General features: G+C 69.3%; 9 protein-coding genes. 3 read left to right on the top strand and 6 right to left on the bottom strand.

Annotation, left to right across the window (positions count from 1 at the left end; all coding sequences use genetic code 11):
* Nucleotides 1-118: 118 nt before the first annotated feature.
* The gene (locus ACZK08_RS02660) at nt 119-8,575 is read right to left on the bottom strand and encodes an ESPR-type extended signal peptide-containing protein (RefSeq protein WP_065182830.1); all 8,457 of its coding nucleotides are present in this window, start codon (nt 8,573-8,575) and stop codon (nt 119-121) included.
* 441 nt (nt 8,576-9,016) lie between these two features.
* Entirely contained in the window at nt 9,017-12,901 is a 3,885-nt protein-coding gene (gene purL, locus ACZK08_RS02655) for a phosphoribosylformylglycinamidine synthase (protein WP_065175848.1), read from the bottom strand.
* Between the two features lie 1,132 nt (nt 12,902-14,033).
* Here purL and ACZK08_RS02650 point away from each other — a divergent pair.
* Nucleotides 14,034-16,133, top strand: coding sequence for a glycosyl hydrolase family 18 protein (locus ACZK08_RS02650; protein WP_053516938.1), 2,100 nt, complete (start codon nt 14,034-14,036; stop codon nt 16,131-16,133).
* A gap of 119 nt (nt 16,134-16,252) precedes the next feature.
* Here ACZK08_RS02650 and ACZK08_RS02645 read toward each other — a convergent pair whose 3' ends face one another.
* Together ACZK08_RS02645 and xerD are read right to left on the bottom strand one after the other, a co-directional pair.
* Nucleotides 16,253-17,044, bottom strand: a complete 792-nt coding sequence (locus ACZK08_RS02645; RefSeq protein WP_065182489.1) for a DsbC family protein — start codon at nt 17,042-17,044, stop codon at nt 16,253-16,255.
* Nucleotides 17,045-17,145: 101 nt separating this feature from the next.
* On the bottom strand, nt 17,146-18,123 hold the full coding sequence (gene xerD, locus ACZK08_RS02640; protein WP_065182490.1) for a site-specific tyrosine recombinase XerD: 978 nt from the start codon (nt 18,121-18,123) through the stop codon (nt 17,146-17,148).
* A 56-nt stretch (nt 18,124-18,179) separates the two neighbouring features.
* Here xerD and ACZK08_RS02635 point away from each other — a divergent pair, with 56 nt between their 5' ends.
* Nucleotides 18,180-18,671 carry an RDD family protein gene (locus ACZK08_RS02635; RefSeq protein ID WP_065182491.1) on the top strand — a complete coding sequence of 164 codons (492 nt, stop codon included), beginning with the start codon at nt 18,180-18,182 and terminating at the stop codon, nt 18,669-18,671.
* 41 nt (nt 18,672-18,712) lie between these two features.
* Here the strand turns inward: ACZK08_RS02635 and lptG are convergent, their stop codons facing one another.
* Both lptG and lptF read right to left on the bottom strand, forming a co-directional pair.
* Nucleotides 18,713-19,819 carry an LPS export ABC transporter permease LptG gene (gene lptG / locus ACZK08_RS02630; RefSeq protein ID WP_065182492.1) on the bottom strand — a complete coding sequence of 369 codons (1,107 nt, stop codon included), beginning with the start codon at nt 19,817-19,819 and terminating at the stop codon, nt 18,713-18,715.
* A complete protein-coding gene (lptF, locus tag ACZK08_RS02625; protein ID WP_053516945.1) occupies nt 19,816-20,898 on the bottom strand; it encodes an LPS export ABC transporter permease LptF in 1,083 nt (360 codons plus the stop codon). The genes lptG and lptF overlap by 4 nt, the downstream gene beginning before the upstream one ends.
* Before the next feature lie 104 nt (nt 20,899-21,002).
* On the opposite strand from lptF, the gene ACZK08_RS02620 reads away from it, so the two are divergent.
* Nucleotides 21,003-22,481 carry a leucyl aminopeptidase gene (locus tag ACZK08_RS02620; RefSeq protein ID WP_065182493.1) on the top strand — a complete coding sequence of 493 codons (1,479 nt, stop codon included), beginning with the start codon at nt 21,003-21,005 and terminating at the stop codon, nt 22,479-22,481.
* The last annotated feature ends 14 nt before the right edge of the window (nt 22,482-22,495 follow it).

Here is a 22,495-nt window from a genome sequence, read left to right as displayed (position 1 = left end):
GCGGCCATCATTCCTTGACGACTCCCGGCCGGCCCAGCCGGGATTGCCGTGACCTCCCCCCAGGCCCTCGTTGCGGGTGTGGCGCCGGCGTGGGTGGCCGCCGGCGCGATGGAGTGGCTTACCAGCCGAAGCCGGCACCAACGCCGACCGAGCTGTCGTCGCTGCTGAAGGCTCCGCCGAAGGTGACCGTGGCGCGGTCGCTGATTGCACGCTGGTAACCCAGCGACAACGCCGACTCGCCGCCCTGGAAGCCGACACCGACGCCGACCCGGTTCTGGGTACGGATGCCGGCGGCGCTGGTGGCCATGTTGAGCATCGCCGCGCTCATCGCGCCCTGACGATCGATGCGACGGTCCATATGACGCAGGCGGCCATCGACTTCGCCCTTGAACACATCGAAGCTGTCGGTCACGGCCTTCACCTGGCCATCGGTGTAGCTGTTGGCCGTGGCGACACCACGGTCCAGCTGACCCTTGTTGACCGCGTCGGTGGCAGCGCTGCCGGCCGCGACATTGGTGACCTGGCGCTCGTTGCCTTCGCTGCCGACAGAGACGGTGTTGGCACGATCGGCAACCGAGCCCTGGCCCAGCGCCACGGCGTTGGCGGCCGTCGCACTGGCCCCCTGGCCGATGGCCGTGGACGACGCGCCGCTGGCAACGGCGCCCTCTCCCACGGTGACCGCGTTGAAACCCGCTGCCGGTGTGCCGACCGGGATGCCCGAGCCCGCTGCGGCGGCGGTCGGCGCGCCCTGTACCCGGGCAGTGCTGGCAGTGGCCACGGTGGGGACAGCATCGGCGCTGGCCGTCTCCGCGGCCAGGCTGCCGGCGCCTCCCTCCAGCGGCGTGCTGGTCGAACGCAGGCTGGCGGTGCGGGAGCGGTTCGCCCCCCCGGTGCGCTGGTCAATCTCGCTGACCTTGCGGTCCAGTGCGCCAAGGGCATCGCCGACATTGCTGTAGCTGGCGCCCTGGATCACGTAGTTCGGCGCGACGAACACACCCTGCATGCCGACACTGGCGCCACCGCCGAGGAAGCTGGCGGCATCGCTGAGCGACTGGAACAGCTGGCCGCCATTGATCGCCTGGCGACTGCCGGCGGCGATGCTGCCGGCGCCGACATTGTCGATCGTGGTGCCCTCGATGCCGGCCAGGGTCAGCCGGTCGCGGCTGGCGTCGTCATAACCGACCGCATTGGCAGTGGACGTTTCCACGGTCGCGATACGCGAATCGAAATCGCCGACCCGGGTTTCCACCGCACCGACGCGCTGGTTGGTGACGTTGAGCTGCGAACCGGTGACCGCGTCGCTGCTGCCTGCGGCGATGCGACCGTCGGCGACGTTGACGATGCGGCGCGTCGCCGGACCATCGGTACCGTTGCCACCGCCGACGGACACCACATTGGCGTCCAGCGCGCGCGCGCCACTGCCCAGCGCCACCGAGTTCGCACCGGTCGCGCCGGCGTTGGCGCCGACGGCCAGCGCCGCATTGCCGATGGCGCTGGCACTGCTGCCCAGCGCATTGCTGCGGTTGCCGCTGGCACTGGCACCGGAACCGACGGCGACCGCGTTGCTGCCCGTGGCGCTGGCGGTCCCGGTACCGGTCGCACGGAAGTGGCGGCCGGTGGCATCGGCGGTGGCCGCCACCACATCCAGCTGGCCCTTGTTCACCGCATCGGTCGCCTGGGTACCGGCCGCGACATTGGTGACCTGGCGGTTGATCGCGCTGTGGGTAATGCCCGCCGCATCAACCCAGTCCTGCGCCGCACCGACCGATACCGCGTTGGCACGATCCGCCAGCGATCCGGCACCCAGCGCGACGCTGTTGTCGGCGGCCTTGGTCGTCCAGGTGTTGCTGCCCAGCACCGTGGCATTGGTTGCCTGCGCGTAACTGTTGTAGCCGACCACGGTGGCCCCGTCCTCGGTCGCCCACGCCTCGCTGCCGATGGCGGTGGTGTACTGACCGCTGCCGACGCTGTTGGCATCCTGCCCGGCCAGGGCGTTGAAGCCCACCGCCACGCCATTGAGGCCGGTGGCCGCGTTGTTGCCGAGCGCGGTACCGTACTCGCCGGCGCGTGCCTGTACGCCGAAACCCGCACCGGCGATCTGCGCGGTGGTGCCCTGGCCGACCGCCGTGGCGACGTCGGCCGCCTGCGCGCCACTGCCCAGGGCCGTGCCGAAGAAGCTGGACGTGGCACCCGCACCGTAGGCTGTGGACTGCCAGCCATTGGCATAGGCGAAGTTGCCGACCGCAGTCGCTTCGCGACCGTCGGCCGTGGCCCCGTAGCCGACGGCGGTGGCGGCCAGGCCGCTGGCCTGGGCGATGCCACCTACCGCAACGGCACCGATGCCCTCCGCTTCCGACTGCGCGCCCAGGGCGACGCTGGCCGGCCCGGCGCTGCTGCTCTGCGCACCGAGGGCGATCGCGCCGCCAGCGGTACTGCTGGCGCTGTTGCCGATGGCCACGCCATCCTCACCCGTCGCCACCGCGTTGAAGCCCACGGCAGCGGCATTGGCGGCGACCGCCGTCGCGCCACTGCCCAGTGCGGTGGCACCGTTGCCGATCGCGTTGGCCGCTTCGCCGGCGGCCAGCGCGTTGTCACCTTCCACATAGGCGCCGGCGTCGCTGTCGGCACTGCCACTGGCCTGGAAGTAGCGGCTGGTGTTCTCGGCCACCGACGCCACGGCGTCCAGCTGGTTCTTGTTGACCGCATCGGTGCCTTCGGTACCCGCGGCGACATGGGTGACCTGGCGTTCGCTGCCCGTGCTGCCAACCGCCACCGTGTTGTCGCGGTCTGCCTTCGATGCAGCACCGAGGGCGACGCTGTTGCTGCCGTTGGCGGTGGCATTGGCGCCCAGTGCGGTGGAATCAGCTGCGTCGGCCCACGAGTTCCAGCCGATAGCGGTGGCGTAGTCGTCGGTGGCCCATGCACCCGCACCGAACGCCGCAGCGCCGTAGCCGCTGGCGCGGGCCGGGATCAGACCAAAGAAGGTGCTGCCGCCGATGGCGACGCTTTCATCGCCGCTGGCTTCACTGGACTGGCCCACCGCCACGGCTCCGGTACCAGCCGCGGCCGCACCGAAGCCGACGGCCGTGGTGTTGGCGCCGGTCGCGGCGGTGCCATAGCCGAGCGCGGTGCCGAGGCGACCCGTTGCCTCGCTGTAACCACCGACCGCCGTGGTGCCATCGGCCGACGCCGCGCTGCGGAAGCCGCTGGCCAGCGACTGCGCACCGCTGGCCAGCGCTTCCGAGCCGTTGGCGGTGCTGTACACCGCCGTGGCCTGTGCCCCCGCGCCGGTCGCCGTGCTGCCGATCTCGCTGGCAACCGCGCCGTTACCCAGCGCCGCACTGTTTTCACCGGTGGCCTGTGCGTTGCTGCCCACCGCTGCGGCATTGCTGCCGCTGGCCAGGCTGTCCAGGCCCACCGCGGTGGCACTGGCGGCGACCGCGGTCGCGCCACTGCCCAGTGCGGTGGCACCGTTGCCGATCGCGTTGGCCGCTTCGCCGGCCGCCAGCGCGTTGTCACCTTCCACGTAGGCGCCGGCATCGCTGTCGGCACTGCCACTGGCCTGGAAGTAGCGGCTGGTGCTCTCGGCCACCGACGCCACGGCGTCCAGCTGGTTCTTGTTGACCGCATCGGTGCCTTCGGTACCTGCCGCCACGTTGGTCACCTGGCGCTCGTTGCCGGCACTGCCCACGGCCACGCTGTTGGCGCGGTCGGCAACGGAACCCGCACCCAGTGCCACGCTGTTCGCAGCATTGGCGGTGGCGCTGGCACCGAGTGCGGTGGAATCGGCCGCGTCGGCCCACGAGTTCCAGCCGATGGCGGTGGCGTAGTCGTCGGTGGCCCATGCACCCGCACCGAACGCCGCGGCGCCGTAGCCGCTGGCGCGGGCCGGGATCAGACCGAAGAAGGTGCTGCCGCCGATGGCGACGCTTTCATCGCCGCTGGCTTCACTGGAATCACCCATGGCCACCGCGCTGGCGCCGCTGGCCGTGGCAAACACGCCCGTCGCAGTACTGTTGGCCCCGCTGGCGATCGTGCCGTAACCCAGTGCAGAACCGAGACGACCACTGGCTTCGCTGTAACCACCGACCGCCGTGGTGCCATCGGCCGACGCCGCGCTGCGGAAGCCGCTGGCCAGCGACTGCGCACCGCTGGCCAGCGCCTCCGAGCCATTGGCGGTGCTGTACACCGCCGTGGCCTGTGCGGCCGCGCCGGTCGCCGTGCTGCCGATCTCGCTGGCAACCGCACCGTTGCCCAGCGCCGCACTGTTTTCACCCGTGGCCTGTGCGTTGCTGCCCACCGCTGCGGCATTGCTGCCGCTGGCCAGGCTGTCCAGGCCTACGGCGGTGGCACTGGCGGCGACCGCCGTCGCACCACTGCCCAGTGCGGTGGCACCGTTGCCGATCGCGTTGGCCGCTTCGCCGGCGGCCAGCGCGTTGTCACCTTCAACGTAGGCGCCGGCGTCGCTGTCGGCACTGCCACTGGCCTGGAAGTAGCGGCTCGTGTTCTCGGCCACCGATGCCACGGCGTCCAGCTGATCCTTGTTGACCGCATCGGTGCCTTGGGTACCTGCCGCCACGTTGGTCACCTGGCGGGTGTTGCCACCACCACCGACCGATACCGTGTTGTCACGGTCTGCAATCGAATCGGCACCCAGCGCGACGCTGTTGGCGCCGCGCGACTCGGCCGCATTGCCGAGCGCGGTGCTGTTGATGCCCGGCGACCATGCGCCACCACCGACGGCCGTGGAGTAGTTGCCGGACGCCTCGGTGGCGAGAATGCCGAACAACGAGCCGCCGACAGCGACACTGTTGGTACCGGTGGCCAAGCTGCCCTGACCGGTGGCCGTGCTGTAGTCGCCGGAGGCTTCCGAGTCGCCGCCCAGCGCCACGCTGTTGGAGCCGGAGGCATTGGCAAAATTGCCGAACGCGGTGGCGTTGAACGCCGAGGCGCTGGCGAAACCGCCGATGGCGGTGCTGTAGCCACCCGTGGCTTCCGCACCGATGCCGAATGCAGCCGAGGCCGTGCCGCTGGCCACGCTCTCGCTGCCGACCGCCGTGGCCGCTTCACCACTGGCGGTGCTGAAGTGGCCCACCGCCGTCGCCTCTTCTGCGGAGGCTTCGGACAGCACGCCGCTGGCGGTGCTGCCGGCGCCACTGGCGATCGAGGCAGCACCGAAGGCCGCGCTCTGTTCACCGCTGGCTTCGCTTTCCGCGCCATGCGCGGTGGCGTACTCGCCGGTCGCCTGTGCGTTGGCACCGATCGCGCTGGCGTTGGCTGCGGTGGCCACGGCATTGAAGCCCAGCGCCTGCGCGTTGTTGGCCAGTGCGTTGGCGCCGCTGCCCAGGGCGATGGCGCCGTCGCCGATGGCGTTGGATGCCTCGCCGGCAGCCAGTGCGTTGTCCCCTTCCACGTAAGCGCCAGCATCGCTGTCGGCACTGCCGCTGGCCTGGAAGTACTTGCCGGTGGTGGATGCTTCCGCCGCGACGGCATCCAGCTGTGCCTTATTCACCGCATCGGTGGCCTGCGTACCTGCGGCCACGTGGGTCACCTGGCGCTCGTTGCCGGCAGCGCCAACCGCCACGCTGCGGTCACGATCAGCCACCGAGCCTGCACCCAACGCGACCGCGTTGCTGCCGCTGGCGTTGCTGCCGGCACCCAGCGCGATCGCGCTTTCACCGCCGGCCACCGTATTGGTGCCGATGGCGATGCTGTTGACCGTGTTGCCCAGCGCCTGGTAGCCCAACGCCACGCTGTAGTCGCCGTAGCCGAAGGCACCGCGGCCGACGGCGGTGGCGCTGGTGCCGTTGGCCCAGCTGTTGTAGCCGATGGAGGTGGCGCCACTGCCGCTGGCCCATGCTGCATTGCCGAAGGCGGATGCGTTGGTGGCGGTGGCCCATGCGCCCGAACCGAATGCGCTGGCGCCACTGGCGGTGGCCCAGCTGTAGCCGCCGACGGCGGTGCTGTCGTCGCTGCTGGCGAACGCACTGTCGCCCACGGCGACCGCGTAGCTTCCGGTCGCACGCGACTTGCCACCGGCAGCCACGCTGTTGTCGCCGGTGGCTTTGGCCGCGCTGCCGAAGGCATTGCCCGACGCACCCGTTGCCTGCGCACCATTGCCGACGGCGGTGGCATCGGCGCCGGCGGTGGTGCCGACACGTTCCGGTTGACCGTCATCGCCGATGATCGGCTGGTTGTACTGGTCGTAGGCCTGGCCCAGTCCACCGATGGCGACCCCGCCGTTGCCACTGGCACTGCTGTTGCGACCGATGGCGACGCTGTCATCGCCCACGGCGGAAGCACCCGCGCCCTGGGCGACGGCACCGGCGCCGATCGCGTTGCTGGACGAACCGGCGGCCACCGCACCCTCTCCCTCGGCAAACGCACCGGCATCGCTGCCGGCTTCCGGCTGGGCCTGGAAGTAATGGGCGGTGGTATCCGCGGTGCTGGCCACGGCGTCCAGCTGCGCCTTGTTCACTGCATCGGTGGCTTCACTGCCGGCAGCGACGCCGGTGATCTGCCGCTCGTTGCCGGCACTGCCCACGGCGACGCTGTTGTCACGGATGGCTTCAGAGTTCGCGCCCAGGGCGACACTGTTGGCGCCGCGCGCCGTGGCGTAGTAGCCGACCGCCGTGCTCTGCGCGCCGCTGGCCCAGGTCTGCGCGCCCAGCGCGCTGGCCCCTTCTCCGGGTGCGTAGGCGAAGTAGCCGATGGCCGTGGCTTCGGCGCCGGAGGCTTCGGTCAGGCTGCCGTTGGCCACGGTCCGGTCACCGCTGGCGATCGCGCCGGCACCCACAGCGGTGGCGGCTTCGCCGCTGGCCTGGGTCTGCACGAAGAAGCCCAGGCCGGGAATCAGGTCAGCCGGGCCACCCACGGCCACGCTGCTGGTGCCGGTCGCGTTGCTCTGGGTGCCGACTGCGGTGGCGTAGTCGCCGATGGCGTTGGCCACCGCGCCGAATGCGGAGGACTGCGCGCCGGCCGCATAGGCACCCACGCCATAGGCGGACGCAGCGAAGCCAGCCGCCTCTGCGCTGGCACCGACCGCAGTGCCGCCGACGCCAGCACTGGTCGCGCCGGTCTCCACCGGCACGCCGCCGTTGGTGATGAGCGGATTGCCGTTCTCGTCGACGGCGGCGCCACCCACCGCGACGCTGCCGGGTCCTGCAGCCTGCGCGTTGTTGCCGAACGCGGCGCTGTTCTGTCCGGCGGCCAGGGCGTTGTTGCCGACCGCCGTGGCGTTCTGCGCGACCGCGGTGGCGCCGGCGCCGACTGCGGTGGTGCCATCGCCAAGCGCGTTGGCCGCTTCACCGGCAGCCAGCGCGTCATCGCCTGCGGCCAGCGCACCGGCGTCGCTGTTGCTGCTGCCGGTGGCCTGGAAACGCTTGGCCGTGGCATCGGCCACGGCCGCGACGTCCCGGAGTTGGCCGACATTGGCCGCATCGGTGTCTTCGGTACCCGCCGCGACACTGGTGATCTGCCGGGTCAGACCGTACTCGGCCGCGCCCACCGATACCGTATCGACCCGGTCGGCCAGCGAGCCGGCGCCCAGCGCCACACTGCCGGTGGCAACCGCTGCCGAGTTCGAACCCAGCGCGGTGCTGTATTCACCCACGGCGGTGCTGAACGCACCGACCGCGATCGATGCTTCATTGGCGGCCGTTGCGCCACGACCCACGGCGGTACTGCCCGGGCCCATGGCCACGGCTCCGCCACCGACCGCCGTTGCGCCGTCCGCACTGGCCTCGGACAACGCGCCCAGTGCGGTCGCTGCGCCGTTCTCGCTGGCCGCAACAGCGCTGGCACCGACGGCGGTATCTCCCAGCCCGAGCGCAACGGCACTCTGGCCGACGACGACGCTGGCATCACCGATGGCCAACGCGTTCTGGCCGAACGCACTGGCGCCCAGACCGGCGGCCACGGCCTGTGTGCCGACGGCCGTAGTGGCGTTGGCCAGCGACTGGCTGCCGCTGCCGACCGCAATCGCGCCCTGCCCTTCGATCTTCGCCGCGTCGCTGTCATCACCGGCGCCGTCGGCCTTGAAGTAGCGACTGCTCTGGGCTGTCGCTTCGGCCAACGCCGCCTGCGTGGCCCGCGCCTGTGCATCCAGCTGCGCCTTGTTCACCGCATCGGTTGCCTCGGTGCCAGCGGCGACGTGGGTCACCTGCCGTTCCTTGCCCGCATCACCGACGGCAACGGTATTGGCACGCGTTGCTTTCGAGCCGGCGCCCAGCGCCACGCTGTTGGCACCGGTTGCACGGCTGCCGGTGCCCACGGCGACCGCATTGGTGCCGGTGGCCGAGGCGCTGCCATCCACCAGGCACTTGTCGACGATCGAGCTGTTGAGCACCACGCAGTTGGCGTTGCCGCCGATCTCCACCGACTGTGCAGAGGCGACGCCGGTCATGCCCAATCCCAGTGCCAGCGCCAGTGCGGCAGCCAGTACAAAGGGCCTGGCCTGTGTCGCATCGCGGCGTTGGTCGACGACCCCGCCGCAACTGTCGGACGAGGCCAGTTCCGAGGCCACGACCAACTGACCCAGTGCTTTGTTCCAGACCTTGCGATAAATCCGATTCATCGGTACGGCTCCTGATTGGACTGGTTTTGGGCAAAGCAACGCCACCGCCGGACCTTCTGGTCCAACGTCCCCTGGGGGCGTTTATTCGCGTGATTTACTGCGGGGTATTGCCGAACGGCGCGCAGCGACAGAAAACCGAGCGCGTGCGCCAAGCGGTTACTGCGGGATGAATGGTTCTGAAACGGGGTTCAAGTGTTAACGGCAACTTTCCATATCGTCAAGACTTTGACACAGCAAATCACATTGCCGTGAAGCAGTTCACTCTTTCACGCGTTTATCAACCGATTTTGTTAGTTGCACGTGACGATTGTCTGGCGCATGGAAATGCATGTAACTCATGGTCGCGACAGGAGTTTCATCCACGCAAAGAAAAACCCGCCGGCAATGCGGCGGGTTTTTCCATACGCATCGGCATCGACGCCTGCGCGAAGCGGTGCGCGATCAGCCGCACCACACCCGGGCATTGCGGAACATCCGCATCCACGGTGAATCACCCTGCCACTCGGCCGGCGCCCAGCTCAGATTGAGTGCGCGCGGGGTGCGCTCCGGATGCGGCATCATAATGGTGACGCGCCCGTCCGTGCTGGTCAGGCCAGTGATGCCATCCGGTGAGCCGTTCGGATTGAGCGGATACTGCTGGGCGATGGCACCGTTGCCATCGATGTAGCGCAGCGACACGCGCGCAGCGGCCTGGTCGACGGCGTTGTCGAACACCGCCTGGCCTTCGCCGTGCGCCACCGCCACCTGCAGGCGGGAACCGGCCATGCCACGCAGCAGGATCGACGGCGATTCCACTACTTCCAGCAGTGCGGTGCGGGCCTCGAACTGCTCGCTGGCATTGCGGCGGAACTGCGGCCAGTGTTCGGCGCCGGGGATGATGTCCTTCAGCTGGCTCATCATCTGGCAACCGTTGCATACGCCGAGGGCAAAGCTGTCCTGGCGCTCGAAGAACGCCGCAAAGGCATCGCGCAGCGCGCTGCGTTCCAGGATCGAGGTCGCCCAGCCACGGCCGGCACCCAGCACATCGCCGTAGCTGAAGCCGCCACAGGCGACCAGGCCGGTGAAGTCCTGCAGGGCCACGCGCCCCTCGATCAGGTCGCTCATGTGCACGTCGAACGCGCGGAAGCCTGCACGTTCGAAGGCGTTGGCCATCTCGATCTGGCCGTTGACGCCCTGTTCGCGCAGTACCGCCACGCGCGGACGCGCACCGGTGCTGATGAACGGCGCCGCCACATCCTCGTTGAGGTCGAAGCTCAGCTTCGGCTTCAGGCCCGGTGCGTTGAACGCGCGGGCGACATCGCGCTCGGCATCGGCGCTGGCCGGATTGTCGCGACGCTTCTGCATGGCATGGGTGACCGACCACCACGCATCGAACAGCTGCTCCCAGCGCCACTCGGCCAGGTTCTCGCCTGCCAGCGATACGCGCACCACCGGTGCGGTGGTCGGCCTGGCGATGCGCTGCGCGCATTCGGTAAGGGCGTGGCGCTCGACCAGGTCGGCAAAAGCGGCGCGATCTTCGCGGGCGATCTGCACCACCGCACCCAGTTCCTCATTGAACAGGCTGCGGAACGGGTCATCGCCCCACGCGTCGAGGGCGATATCCAGGCCCAGGCGCGAGGTGAACGCCATTTCGCACAGCGCGGCGAACGCGCCGCCGTCGCTGCGGTCATGGTACGCACGCAGCAGGCCGGACTGGCGCGCATCCCGGATCAGTTCGAAGAAGGCACGCAGGCGCTGCGGGTCGTCCAGGTCCGGCGCGGCACCGGCGAAGGCCGGCAGCTCGCCGTGGTCGGCGTGCACCTGCGCCAGGATCGAGCCGCCCAGGCGCTGCTTGCCAGCACCGAGACCGATCAGCCACAGCTCGCTGTCGACGTCGCGATCAAGCAGAGGCGTCAGCTGCTGGCGCACATCGGCAACCGGCGCGAACGCCGAGATCACCAGCGACACCGGCGACACGCTCTTGTGTGCCTCGCCCTGGTCATGCCACTGCGCCTGCATGGACAGCGAGTCCTTGCCGACCGGGATGCTGATGTCCAGCTGCGGGCACAGTTCCATGCCCACGGCCTTCACTGCGTCGTACAGCAGCGCGTCTTCGCCCGGATGGCCGGCAGCAGCCATCCAGTTCGCCGACAGCTTGATGCCATCCAGCGCATCCACCGGGGCCGCGCACAGGTTGGTCAGCGCTTCGCCCACGGCCATGCGTGCCGACGCCGCGGCGTCGAGCAGGGCCAGCGGCGTGCGCTCGCCGATCGACATCGCCTCACCGGCCACGCCATCGAAATCAGCCAGGGTGATGGCTACGTCGGCCACCGGCAGCTGCCACGGGCCGACCATCTGCTCGCGGGCGGTCAGGCCGCCAACGCTGCGGTCACCGATGGTGACCAGGAAGTTCTTCGAGGCGACGGTCGGGTGCGCCAGCACGCGCAGGCCGGCTTCCTGCAGATCCAGGCCACCGGTCTTCAGCGCCGGCCAGCGCGGTGCCGGCGGGTGCGCCGTGTCGCGGTGCATTTTCGGCGGCTTGCCGAACAGCACGTCCATCGGCAGGTCGATCGGTGCGTCGGCGGGAACATGGCCCGGCACCGCGCCGTACGCCACCACCAGATGCTCCTCGGCGGTCGCCACGCCCACGGCGGCGAACGGGCAGCGCTCGCGCGCACACAGCGCGGCAAACTCGGCCAGTCGCTCCTGCGCGACGCCAAGCACGTAGCGCTCCTGCGATTCGTTGCACCACAGCTGCATCGGCGACAACGACGGATCGTCGGTGGGCACCTTGCCCAGGTCGATGATGCCGCCCACGTTCGAATCGTGCAGCAGCTCGGGAATCGCGTTGGACAGACCACCGGCACCGACGTCATGGAAGAACTTGATCGGGTTGTCGGCACCCATCGCCACGCAGCGGTCGATGACCTCCTGGCAGCGGCGCTCCATCTCCGGGTTGTCGCGCTGCACGCTGGCGAAATCCAGGTCTTCGGCGCTTTCACCGGAGGCCACCGAGCTGGCCGCACCGCCACCCAGGCCGATCAGCATCGCCGGACCGCCGAGCACGATGACCGCATCACCGGCCTGCAGCGGGATCTTGTCGACCTGGATACGGTCGATCGCACCGAGGCCGCCGGCCAGCATGATCGGCTTGTCGTACGCACGGACCAGGTCAGCGCCTTCAGGCAGCTCGAAGCTGCGGAAGTAACCGAGCAGGTTCGGGCGGCCGAACTCATTGTTGAACGCAGCGCCGCCGAGCGGGCCGTCGGTCATGATCTCCAGCGCCGGCGCCATCCGCGGATTCAGCGCGCGCGGCGCTTCCCACGGCTGCGGCAGCTCGGGGATGCGCAGGTGCGAGACCGAGAAGCCGGTCAGGCCGGCCTTCGGCTTGCCGCCGCGGCCGGTTGCGCCTTCGTCGCGGATTTCGCCACCGGCACCGGTGGACGCCCCCGGGAACGGCGCGATCGCGGTCGGGTGATTGTGGGTTTCAACCTTGATCTGGAAGGCGCTGGGCACCTGCGGCTCGCGGCGGTACTCGCCACTGGCCGGATCCGGACGGTAACGCGACGCCGGATGGCCTTCGATCACCGCAGCGTTGTCGCTGTACGCGCTCAGGGTGTGCTGCGGCGTCTGCTGGTGGGTGTTCTTGATCATGCGGAACAGCGAGCGTTCCTGCGCCTGCCCGTCGATGGTCCAGCTGGCGTTGAAGATCTTGTGCCGGCAGTGTTCGGAATTGGCCTGCGCGAACATCATCAGTTCCACGTCAGACGGGGAGCGCCCCAGCGCGGTGAAGCGCTCGCGCAGGTAGTCGATCTCGTCCTGGGCCATGGCCAGGCCAAGGCGCTGGTTGGCGGCTTCCAGCTGCGCCACCGGAACGCGCTCCAGCTCACCGCGGGCCGGCGCCGAGAACAGGGCCTGGCCCTGCTCGACGTGGTCCAGCACCGACTGCGTCATCGGGTCGTGCAGCACCTTCACCAGCGACTGCTGGGTGGCGGCATCGTCCGGCCAGCCCAGCACGTCGATACGCAGGCCGCGCTCGACCCGGCTGACCGGCTGACCGGCCCCGCGGACCAGTTCGGTGGCCTTGCTCGACCACGGCGACAACGTTCCCAGACGCGGCACCACGATGCGGCTGACGGCCCCTTCGGCGACCGTCCCGGCCTGCGGCTGTGCTTCCAGGATGCGGCACAGAGTGGCCTGATCGGGCACGGCCGAGCCTTCCGGCTGCACGAAGTAGACGTGCCAGGCACCACTGATGCGCAGGGAGGGAGCGATGGACTGCAGGCGGGATTCAAGACGTTCGCGGCGGAACGGCGACAGGGCGGGCGCGCCCTCGAGGACCATCATGTCCGGGGAACCGTAGTTGGGAAACGGGCCCGATATTGTACCGGAAGCGGGGGATGGGCTTGGGCCGGGCTGCGCCCGGCACCCGCCGAAGCCAGGACAACGGCAACGGCCAAAGCGAAAGCTGGGTTCCGATGGGATGGCGGGGTGGGTCCGGTGGCGGGGGACGCCGTGAACCCGTCCCTGGGGGCTTGGCCGCGGCATCCATGCCGCGGACACCCCCGCCACCGGACCCACCCCGCCTTCGACGGATTTCCGCGATCTGTATTCGGTCCACGCCATGCGCGGATGCTCCGCGGCAGTGCCGGCCGAATGAAGAGCGAAGCGACCGGCTCTTGCTTTTGATTTTGTTCTGTCGTTCGTGGCTGGCTGCGCAGGAACCTGTCAGAGGCCGGGTGGGTGGGGTCAGGCGGGGTGTCCGCGGCATGGATGCCGCGGCCAAGCCCCCAGGGACGGGTTCACGGCGTCCCCGCCTGACCCCACCCACCCGGCCAACCCCCAGAAATCCGCTGTAAGCGCCCCCCCCCCCAGCCACGAGGGGGCTCCGCCGTTGGCCGCCGACCGCGCGCCAGCGCGTTCCGCCCGAATCCCGGAACCATGCGCTTGCTCGCGGATGCTTCGCGGCAGTGCCGGCCGCTGGCCGGCAACCAGGAAATTTCAGGATTCAGGCAATGAAGAGCGAAGCGACCGGCTCTTGCTTTTGATTTTGTTCTGTCTTTCGTGGCTGGCGGCGCAGGAACCTGTCCGTGGCCGGGTGGGTGGGCTGCGCAGGGGCGTAAGCGCCATGGATGGCGCGCCCGAGCCTACAGGGACGTATTCACGGCGTCCCCTGCGCAGCCCACCCACCCGGCCACCCCCCAGAAGTCCGCTGTAAGCGCCCCCAGCCACGAGGGGGCTCCGCCGTTGGCCGCCGACTGCGCGCCAGCGCGCTCCGCCCGAATCCCGGAACCATGCGCTTGCTCACGGATTGACCACGCAATTGATGACAACGTTGTCCCCACCTGGCGCCGGACTCTCTCCCCGGCCTCCCAGGTGCCTCCGTCCGGCCCCTCCCGTCGCCTTCCCCGGCGACGCCCGGACCTGCGTCACGCGCGGCGCCATCGGGGCCCGCGCGCCCTTTGATCGGAGACACACCATGTACGACCCGATTGTGCGCAGTGCCGAACGTTCCACCCGAAGCTGTCGTCCCCGCCGCCTGGCCTGGCTGCTTGCCCTGGCCGCCGGTGCCGCCAGCCTGCCGGGCCTGGCCCAGGCCGCCAGCTGTGCCGGCGTGGCCGAATGGGACCAGGCCAAGATCTATCGCGCCGGCGACACCCTGCAGAAGGGCGGCGTGCTGTACCGGGCAAACCAGGACATCTGGAATGCCCCGCCAGACCATCCGGCCGGTGCGCCCTACTACACCAACCTCGGTGCCTGCGATGGCGGCGGCGTCAACCAGCCTCCCGTGGTCAGCCTGACCTCACCGGCCAATGGCGCTACTTTCAGCGCCGGCAGCACCATCAACGTCACCGCCAACGCCAGCGACCCGGACGGCAGCGTCAGCAAGGTGGAATTCTTCCGCGACGGCAGCTCGATCGGCGTGGATACCAGCGCTCCCTACAGCGCCAGCTGGGCCAATGCCAGCGCCGGCAGCCACACCCTGCGCGCGGTGGCCACCGACAACAACAACGCCACCACCAGCACCCCGACCATCACCATCACCGTCAACGCCGCCAGCGGCGATACCACCGCACCCAGCGTGCCCGGCGGGCTGGCGGTGGGCACCCGTACCGCCAGCAGCATCGCGCTGAGCTGGAGTCCGTCCACCGACAACGCCGGTGGCAGCGGCGTGGCCGGTTATGATGTGTACCGCAACGGCAGCCTGGTCGGTTCTCCGTCCAGCACCAGCTACGTCGATGGCGGCCTGACCGCATCCACCACCTACCGCTACCGTGTGCGTGCCCGCGACAACGCCGGCAATGCGTCCGCCCAGGGCACGGAAATCAGCGCCACCACCCTGGCCGGCGACGGTGGCGGCACCGGCAAGCGGGTCATCGGCTACTTCACCCAGTGGGGCATCTACGGCCGCAACTACCGGGTGAAGAACATCGACAGCAGCGGTTCCGCCGCGCGGCTGACCCACATCAACTACGCCTTCGGCAACGTGCGCAACAACCGCTGCGAAGTGGGCGTGACCCAGCCGTCGGATCCGAACAGCGGCGCCGGTGGCGATGCGTTCGCCGACTACACCAAGGCCTTCAGCGCCGCCGAGAGCGTCAGTGGCAGCGCCGATACCTGGGACCAGCCGCTGCGCGGCAACTGGAACCAGCTCAAGCAGCTCAAGGCCAAGCATCCGGGTCTGAAGGTGCTGATCTCGCTGGGCGGCTGGACCTGGTCGCGTGGATTCTCCAGCGCGGCCCGTCCGGAGAACCGCCAGGCCTTCGTCGCCTCCTGCATCGACGCCTACATCAAGGGCAACCTGCCGGTGACCGACGGCGCCGGCGGCACGGGCGCAGCGCTGGGCGTATTCGACGGCATCGACATCGACTGGGAATACCCCGTGGCCTGCGGCATCGAGTGCGGCAAGCCCGAGGACAACGCCAACTTCACCGCACTCATGGCCGAGTTCCGCCGCCAGCTCGATGCGGTGCGTCCGGGCCTTCTGCTGACCGTGGCGGTGGGTGCCGGCATCGACAAGATACGCGTCACCGACCCGGCGGCCTATCACCCGTACCTGGACTACATCAACGTGATGACCTACGACTTCCACGGTGCGTGGGATGCAAGGACCAATCACCAGTCGGCACTGTTCGATTCGCCGAATGATCCGTCCACCGGCGACCAGAAGCTGTACAACAGCAACGACGCCATCGAGGCCTTCATCAGCCGGGGTGTGCCGGCCGCCAAGCTCAACCTGGGCATCGGCTACTACGGACGTGGCTGGACGGGCGTGGCCAATGCCAACAATGGCCTGTACCAGACCGCCTCAGGCGCCGCACCGGGCACCTATGAGGCCGGCATCGAGGACTGGAAGGTGCTGAAGAACCTGGCCTGGCCGGGCTACACCGACAACACCGCCGGCGCCACCTGGATCTACAACGGCAGCACGCTGTGGAGTTTCGACACTCCGGCCAACATCACCCGCAAGATGGGCTACGTGAAGACCCAGGGCCTGGGCGGCGCGTTCGTCTGGGAATTCAGTGGTGACGATGCGCAGGGCACGCTGACCAAGGCCGTCAGCGATGGTCTGAAGTAAGGAAAAGGCCGGGGGCGCCGTGCGCCCCCGGCCTTGACCGGATGAGGCATCCGCCGGGCATGGCCCGGCGCTGCCGTGGACGGGCGGGTAGCGCCGGGCCATGCCCGGCGATATCCCGGTCAGCGCTGGGCCGACAGCTTCTCCAGCGCCGCACGCAGCTGCGCCGGCGGCAGGTAGCCGCCCAGCTGGGTGCCATCGGGCGCGAAGATCGCCGGGGTACCGTTCACCCCCAGCTGCTGTCCGAGCGCGTACTGCATCGCCACCGGATTGGTGCAGTTCTTCGCCGGCACGGTTCCGCCACGCTTGGCATTGGTCAGCGCCTGGCGGCGATCGGCTGCGCACCAGACCGAAATCATGTCGGTGTAATCCTTGCTGCCCAGTCCCATGCGCGGGAAGGCCAGGTACTCGACGCTGATGCCGTTGCGGTTGAGTTCGGCGATGTCCTGGTGCAGCTTGCGGCAATAGCCGCACTCGATGTCGGTGAACACGCTGACCGTGTACTTGGCGTTGGGCGCGGCGAACACGATGCGGTCGCCGTGGTTGGCCTTGGCCAGCAGCGTGCGACGGTAACCGAGCAGGCCCTCGCTGTTGGCCGGCCCCTTGGCGCGGGTGTCATAGGGCTGCGACTGGAACAGGTAGCGGCCGTCGTCGGAGACATACAGCAGCTGACCGGAGACCACCACCTCGCGGAAACCGGGGAAGGGCGCGGCGCCGATGTAATCCACTTCGAAACCGGGGTTGAGCGCGGTCAGCGCGGCGCGCACTGCCTGCTCTGCCGGACCATTGGCAGCCGGGGTGGCCCGGGCGGAGGCGGCGGCAGGCGCCTTGGCCGCAGGGGCCGGCGGAGCCGGCTGGGCGCAGGCCGTCAGGCTGAGCGCGCCGAACACGGCGGCGATGGCGAATCGGAGCATGGAGCATTCCGCAGCAGAAGAGGACCACCGATTCTGACACAGCCGCCCGGGGCGGCGCCGTGGCCCGCTGACGGAAGCCGGACGGGGTTCATCCAGGTCGCTCAACCACGGGGATGGTGGCGGGCGTGCAGCTTCTGCAGGTGTTCACGCGCCACCAGCGTGTAGATCTGGGTGGTCGACAGCGAGCTGTGGCCAAGCAGCATCTGCAGCGCACGCAGGTCCGCGCCACGGTTGAGCAGATGGGTGGCGAAGCTGTGCCGCAGGCCATGCGGGCTGATGCGAGCCGGATCGATGCCGGCGACCTGCGCGTGGCGCTTGACCAGATGCCAGAACGCCTGCCGCGTGAGCGCGTGCAGCCGGGGCTCGATGAACAGCGGCGTCTGCCCATCGGCGAGTGCCTGCACCCTGCCCTTTCCCACCAGCTGCGGCCGTGAATCCTGCAGGTAACGCTCCAGCCAGTGCTGTGACTCCTCGCCCAGCGGCACCAGCCGCTCCTTGCTGCCCTTGCCGGTCACCCGCAGCACGCCCTGCCGCAGGTTCACCGCCGTTGCCGGCAGCAGTACCAGTTCGCTCACGCGCAGGCCCGCGGCATACATGAGCTCCAGCATGGCCCGATCGCGCAGCCCCAGCGGACTGCCGACATCCGGCGCGGCCAGCAACGCATCGATCTGGCTTTCGGCCAGCGCCTTGGGCAGCAGTCGTGGCAGCTTCGGCGGATCCAGCAGAGCGCCGGGGTCCTCGCTGCGCTCGCCGCGACGCACGCCATCGGCGAAGAACGCACGCAGCGCCGACAGCAGGCGCGCATTGCTCCGTGGCGACCAGCCATGGCGCGTGCGCCAGGCCAGGTAGTCGAACAAGCCGGCGCGTTCGACGCCGGCCAGGCCCCCTTCGCGGCCGTCCAGCCAGCGTGCCAACCCTTCCAGATCGCGACGGTAGCTGTCCAGGGTGGCCCTGGCCAGACCGTTCTCCGCCCAGATGGCATCAAGGAAGCGCTGGATGCGCATGCTGTCGTCGGCACGCAGTGCAGGCAGTTGCTGGACCAGCTGACGGCGCTCGGCGGGGGTGGAAATGACGGCCATGCGCGGAGGATACGAGGGTGACTGCGGACGCGGCCAGCTTTGCGTATGCTCGGCGCATGTCCAGCCCTGCCACCGACGTGTCTTCCACCGCCACGCGCGAGGCGCAGCGCCCCCGTGCGCTGCTGCTGTGGCGCGTGCTGGCGATGGTCTACGACGCGCTGCCCGTGCTCGCGCTGTGGATGCTGGCCGGCACGGCGTTCACCCTGGCCTACACCTTCAGTGGCCATGCACAGCGCGAGAACATCGCGCCCTTCAGTGCCTGGCAATGGCTGTTGTGGGCGGTGTGCTGGGTCGTCACCGGGGCCTATGCAACCGCCAGCTGGCGCCGGGGTGGGCAGACCCTTGGCATGCGGCCGTGGCGGCTGAAACTGGTGTCGGCCGACGGCACCGCGCTGCGGCGCGCGCAGCTGTGGCTGCGGTTTGCGGTGGCAACGCTGTCGCTGCTGCTGGGCGGGCTGGGCTTCTGGTGGGCCCTGCTGGATCGCCAACGCCTGGCGTGGCACGACCGTGCCAGTGGCACGCGTCTTATGCGGATGCCCAAGCGCTGAAGTGTCCTGCTGGCGCCGGGCATGGCCCGGCGTTGCCGGAATCAGCCCGATTTCCGCCGGAACAGCAGGCCTGACACCACCAGCATCACGATCGGCGGCAGCGCGTAGGCGATGCGGTAATCAAACTTCAGTGCGCCGGCCATGCGCCCGAAGAACAGCTGCAGCAGCCAGAAGCCCAACGCGAACAGGATGCCGAGGAACAGGCGCTTGCCCATGCCACCACTGCGCAGCGAACCAAACGCGAACGGCACGGCGGCCAGGCACAGCGCCAGTACGTTCACCGGATAGAACCAGCGGCTCCAGTACACATCCTCGAAATCACGCGCATCCAGGCCGTTGCGCTCGCGATAGGCGATGCTCGTGCTCAGTTCGGACACGCTCAGGTTGCGCGGCTTGGCGATACCGGTCGCCAGTGCCGCCGCGTCCAGCTTGGAATTCCAGGGCTCGCGCGCCACTTCCTCGCGCGTTGCCGAGCGCTCGCCGAAGGTATCGCGGCGCACGCCGGTCAATACCCAGCCGTCCTTGTCATGTTCGGCAGTGGCGGCGTGGGTCAGGGATGCGATCCGCCCGTCTTCGGCGATCCGGTACAGGCGGACGTCACGCAGGATCAATCGCGTTCCCGTGTTGCCGAGCAGCTGTTCCTCACCGCTCTGCGCGTTGAGGAAGGTATCGCCTTCGCGTGCCCACATGCCGGAATAACGGGCCACGGCCATGTCCTGGCCCCATTTGGCACTCATCTTCAGCGAATCGGCACGGTTCTGCCCCCACGGGCCCAGCGTCTCGGCGCTGAACACCATCACTGCGGTCAGCAACGACAGGGCAATCGCCACCGACACGCTCAGGCGTTTGCGGGACAGGCCCAGCGCACGCAGCGCGGTCAGTTCGGAGGTCGCCGCCAGCTGGCCCAGCCCCATCAGCGCGCCGATCACCGCCGCGGTCGGGAAGAAGGTGTAGGCGCGGCGTGGCACCGTATACAGCACCCACGCCGCGGCGTGTCCCAGGGTGTAGCCGTTCTTGCCGATGTCCTTGAACTCGCCGGAGAAGGCCATCACCACGTCCAGGCCGGTCAGCACCGCCCAGGTCAACAGCACGGTGCCGAACACCGCCCGCCCCAGGTAGAAATCGAACCGCATCGGTCGCAGCATCATGCGCGGGCCCCCTTGGGCAGGCTCATGCGTCCATCACGCGCATACATCCAGACCGCGAACGCCAGCAGTGGCAGGGTCAGCCACCACAGGCCCAGCATCGCCGGCAGCTTGCCACTGGCGATCCAGCCGGCGCCGATGAACGTCAGGTTGGTGCCGACCATGTAGGCCAGCAGGGCCAGCATCATGCGCCCGTAGCGCTGCTGGCGCGGCGAGCTGCGCCCCAGCGGCACGGTCAGCAGCGCGAACGCCAGGGCGATCAGCGGCGGGGCCAGCCGGCGATGCAGTTCGGCCTGGGCCTGGGTGCGGCCGTCGCCCAGCAGCTGCAGGGTCGACATCAGTTCCGGATCGTCATCCTTGCGGGTCTGCGCACCGTCAGGCAGGGCCACATCGTTGCGGGCGAAGGTGGCCAGCCGGTAATCCAGCGCACCGGCCAGCGGACCCTCGACCTGGTGGCCCTTGTCCAGTTCCAGGAAGCGCTGCCGCTCGCCCTCGAAGTACATGCGGCCGCTGGCGGCAGAGACCACTTCCAGCCGGTCGTCCTTGGCACGCTGCAGGAACACCTTGCCCAGCTGGGTGCCATCGGGCGAAATCGAGGACAGGTAGACCACGCCGCCGTTGGGCAGCGGGGTGAAGCGCCCGGGTTCCAGGCCTGCCATCAGTACGCTGCGGTTGGCGTCCTGGATCATCTGCTCGGCGGTGCGTGAGGCCCACGGCCCCAGCCACAGCGAACAGGCGCCCACCACCGCCACCACCGGCACCACCAGCATCAGCAGCGGCCGCAGCAGGCGCCTGGGGCCCACGCCGATGGCAGTGATCACCGCCATTTCGGAGTCGCGGTAGAGGCGGGCGATCGCCAGTAGCAGGCCCAGCATCAACGCCAGCGGCAGGATCAGCGGCATGTAGACGATGAACTGCAGCGCCAGCTGCGAGAACAGCAGCCTGGCCGGCAGGCGCCCGTCGGCGATGTTGCCGAGGATGTCCACCAGCACGCCGCCCACGCTGACCACCAGCAGGACGATCAGGGTGGCCAGGAAACTCTGGACGAAATCGCCCAGCAGGTAGCGGTCGAGCTTCAACATGGGGCGGTGGTTTAAACTCTGGGGTTCGTTCGCGGTGCCGCCCAGTCTAGCGTCTGGGCGTAAACGGTCCGCGATTGTACGGACTTGCCAATGGAATCTGCTCAATGGCTCTCGAATTCACCCTGAACCACCTCGCCCCGGCCGCCGCCCCCGTTGACTGCCTGGTGGTCGGCGCATACGCCGACCATACCCTGACTCCGGCCGCACAGGCGCTGGATGCCGCCAGCGGCGGCCGCCTGTCGGCCCTCGCCCAGCGCGGCGACCTGTCCGGCAAGACCGGTGCCACCAGCCTGCTGCACGACCTGCCGGGCGTGGCAGCGCCGCGCGTGCTGGTGGTCGGGCTGGGTGAAGCCGCCCGCTTCGGCGTGCCGCAGTACCTGAAGGCCGTAGGCGACGCCGTTCGCGCGCTGAAGGCAGGCGCCACCCGCAGCGCGCTGTTCACCCTGTCTGAAGTGGCTGTGAAGGAGCGCGATGCGGCTTGGGCGATCCGCCAGGCAGTGATCGCCGCCGATCACGCGGCGTACCGCTACACCGCCACGCTGGGCAAGAAGAAGGCCGATGATGCCGGGCTGGCCCAGCTGGCCATCGCCGGTGACGACGCGCAGGCCCTGGCCCAAGGCCAGGCCATCGCTGCCGGTGTCGAGTTCGCCCGCGAGCTGGGCAACCTGCCGCCGAACTACTGCACCCCGGCCTACCTGGCCGAAGTCGGCGTGAAGTTCGCCAGCGAGCATGACGGCGCCGAGGCCGAGATCCTCGACGAGACCCAGATGGAAGCCCTGGGCATGGGCTCGCTGCTGGCCGTGGCCCGTGGTTCGGCCAATCGCCCGCGCCTGGTCGTACTGAAATGGAACGGTGCCGGCGACGCCAAGCCCTATGTGCTGGTCGGCAAGGGCATCACCTTCGATACCGGTGGCGTCAACCTGAAGACCCAGGGCGGCATCGAGGAAATGAAGTACGACATGTGCGGCGGCGCCAACGTCATCGGCACCTTCGTCGCTGCGGTCAAGGCCAGGCTGCCGGTGAACCTGGTGGTGGTGGTGCCGGCCGTGGAGAACGCCATCGATGGCAACGCCTACCGCCCGTCCGACGTCATCACCTCGATGTCAGGCAAGACCATCGAAGTCGGCAACACCGACGCCGAAGGCCGCCTGATCCTGTGCGATGCGCTGACCTACGCGCAGCGCTTCGAGCCGGCCGCGCTGGTCGACGTCGCCACCCTGACCGGCGCCTGCATGGTCGCCCTCGGTCACCAGACCGCGGGCCTGATGAGCAAGCACGACGACCTGGCCAACGAGCTGTTGGCCGCCGGCGAGCACGTGTTCGACCGCGCCTGGCGCCTGCCGCTCTGGGATGAGTACCAGCCGATGCTGGATTCGACCTTCGCCGACGTCTACAACATCGGCGGCCGCTGGGCTGGCGCCATCACCGCCGGCTGCTTCCTGTCGCGCTTCGCCGAAGGCCAGCGCTGGGCTCACCTGGACATCGCCGGCGTCGCCAGCGACGAGGGCAAGCGTGGCATGGCCACCGGCCGCCCGGTCGGCCTGCTGAGCCAGTGGCTGCTGGACCAGGCCGCCCGCGCCTGATGCTGTACCAGACC

Source organism: Stenotrophomonas sp. 112478_Sma, assembly GCF_056479905.1.
Note: the sequence above shows the minus strand (reverse complement) of the source record. Positions and strands in the feature narration are given on the sequence as shown.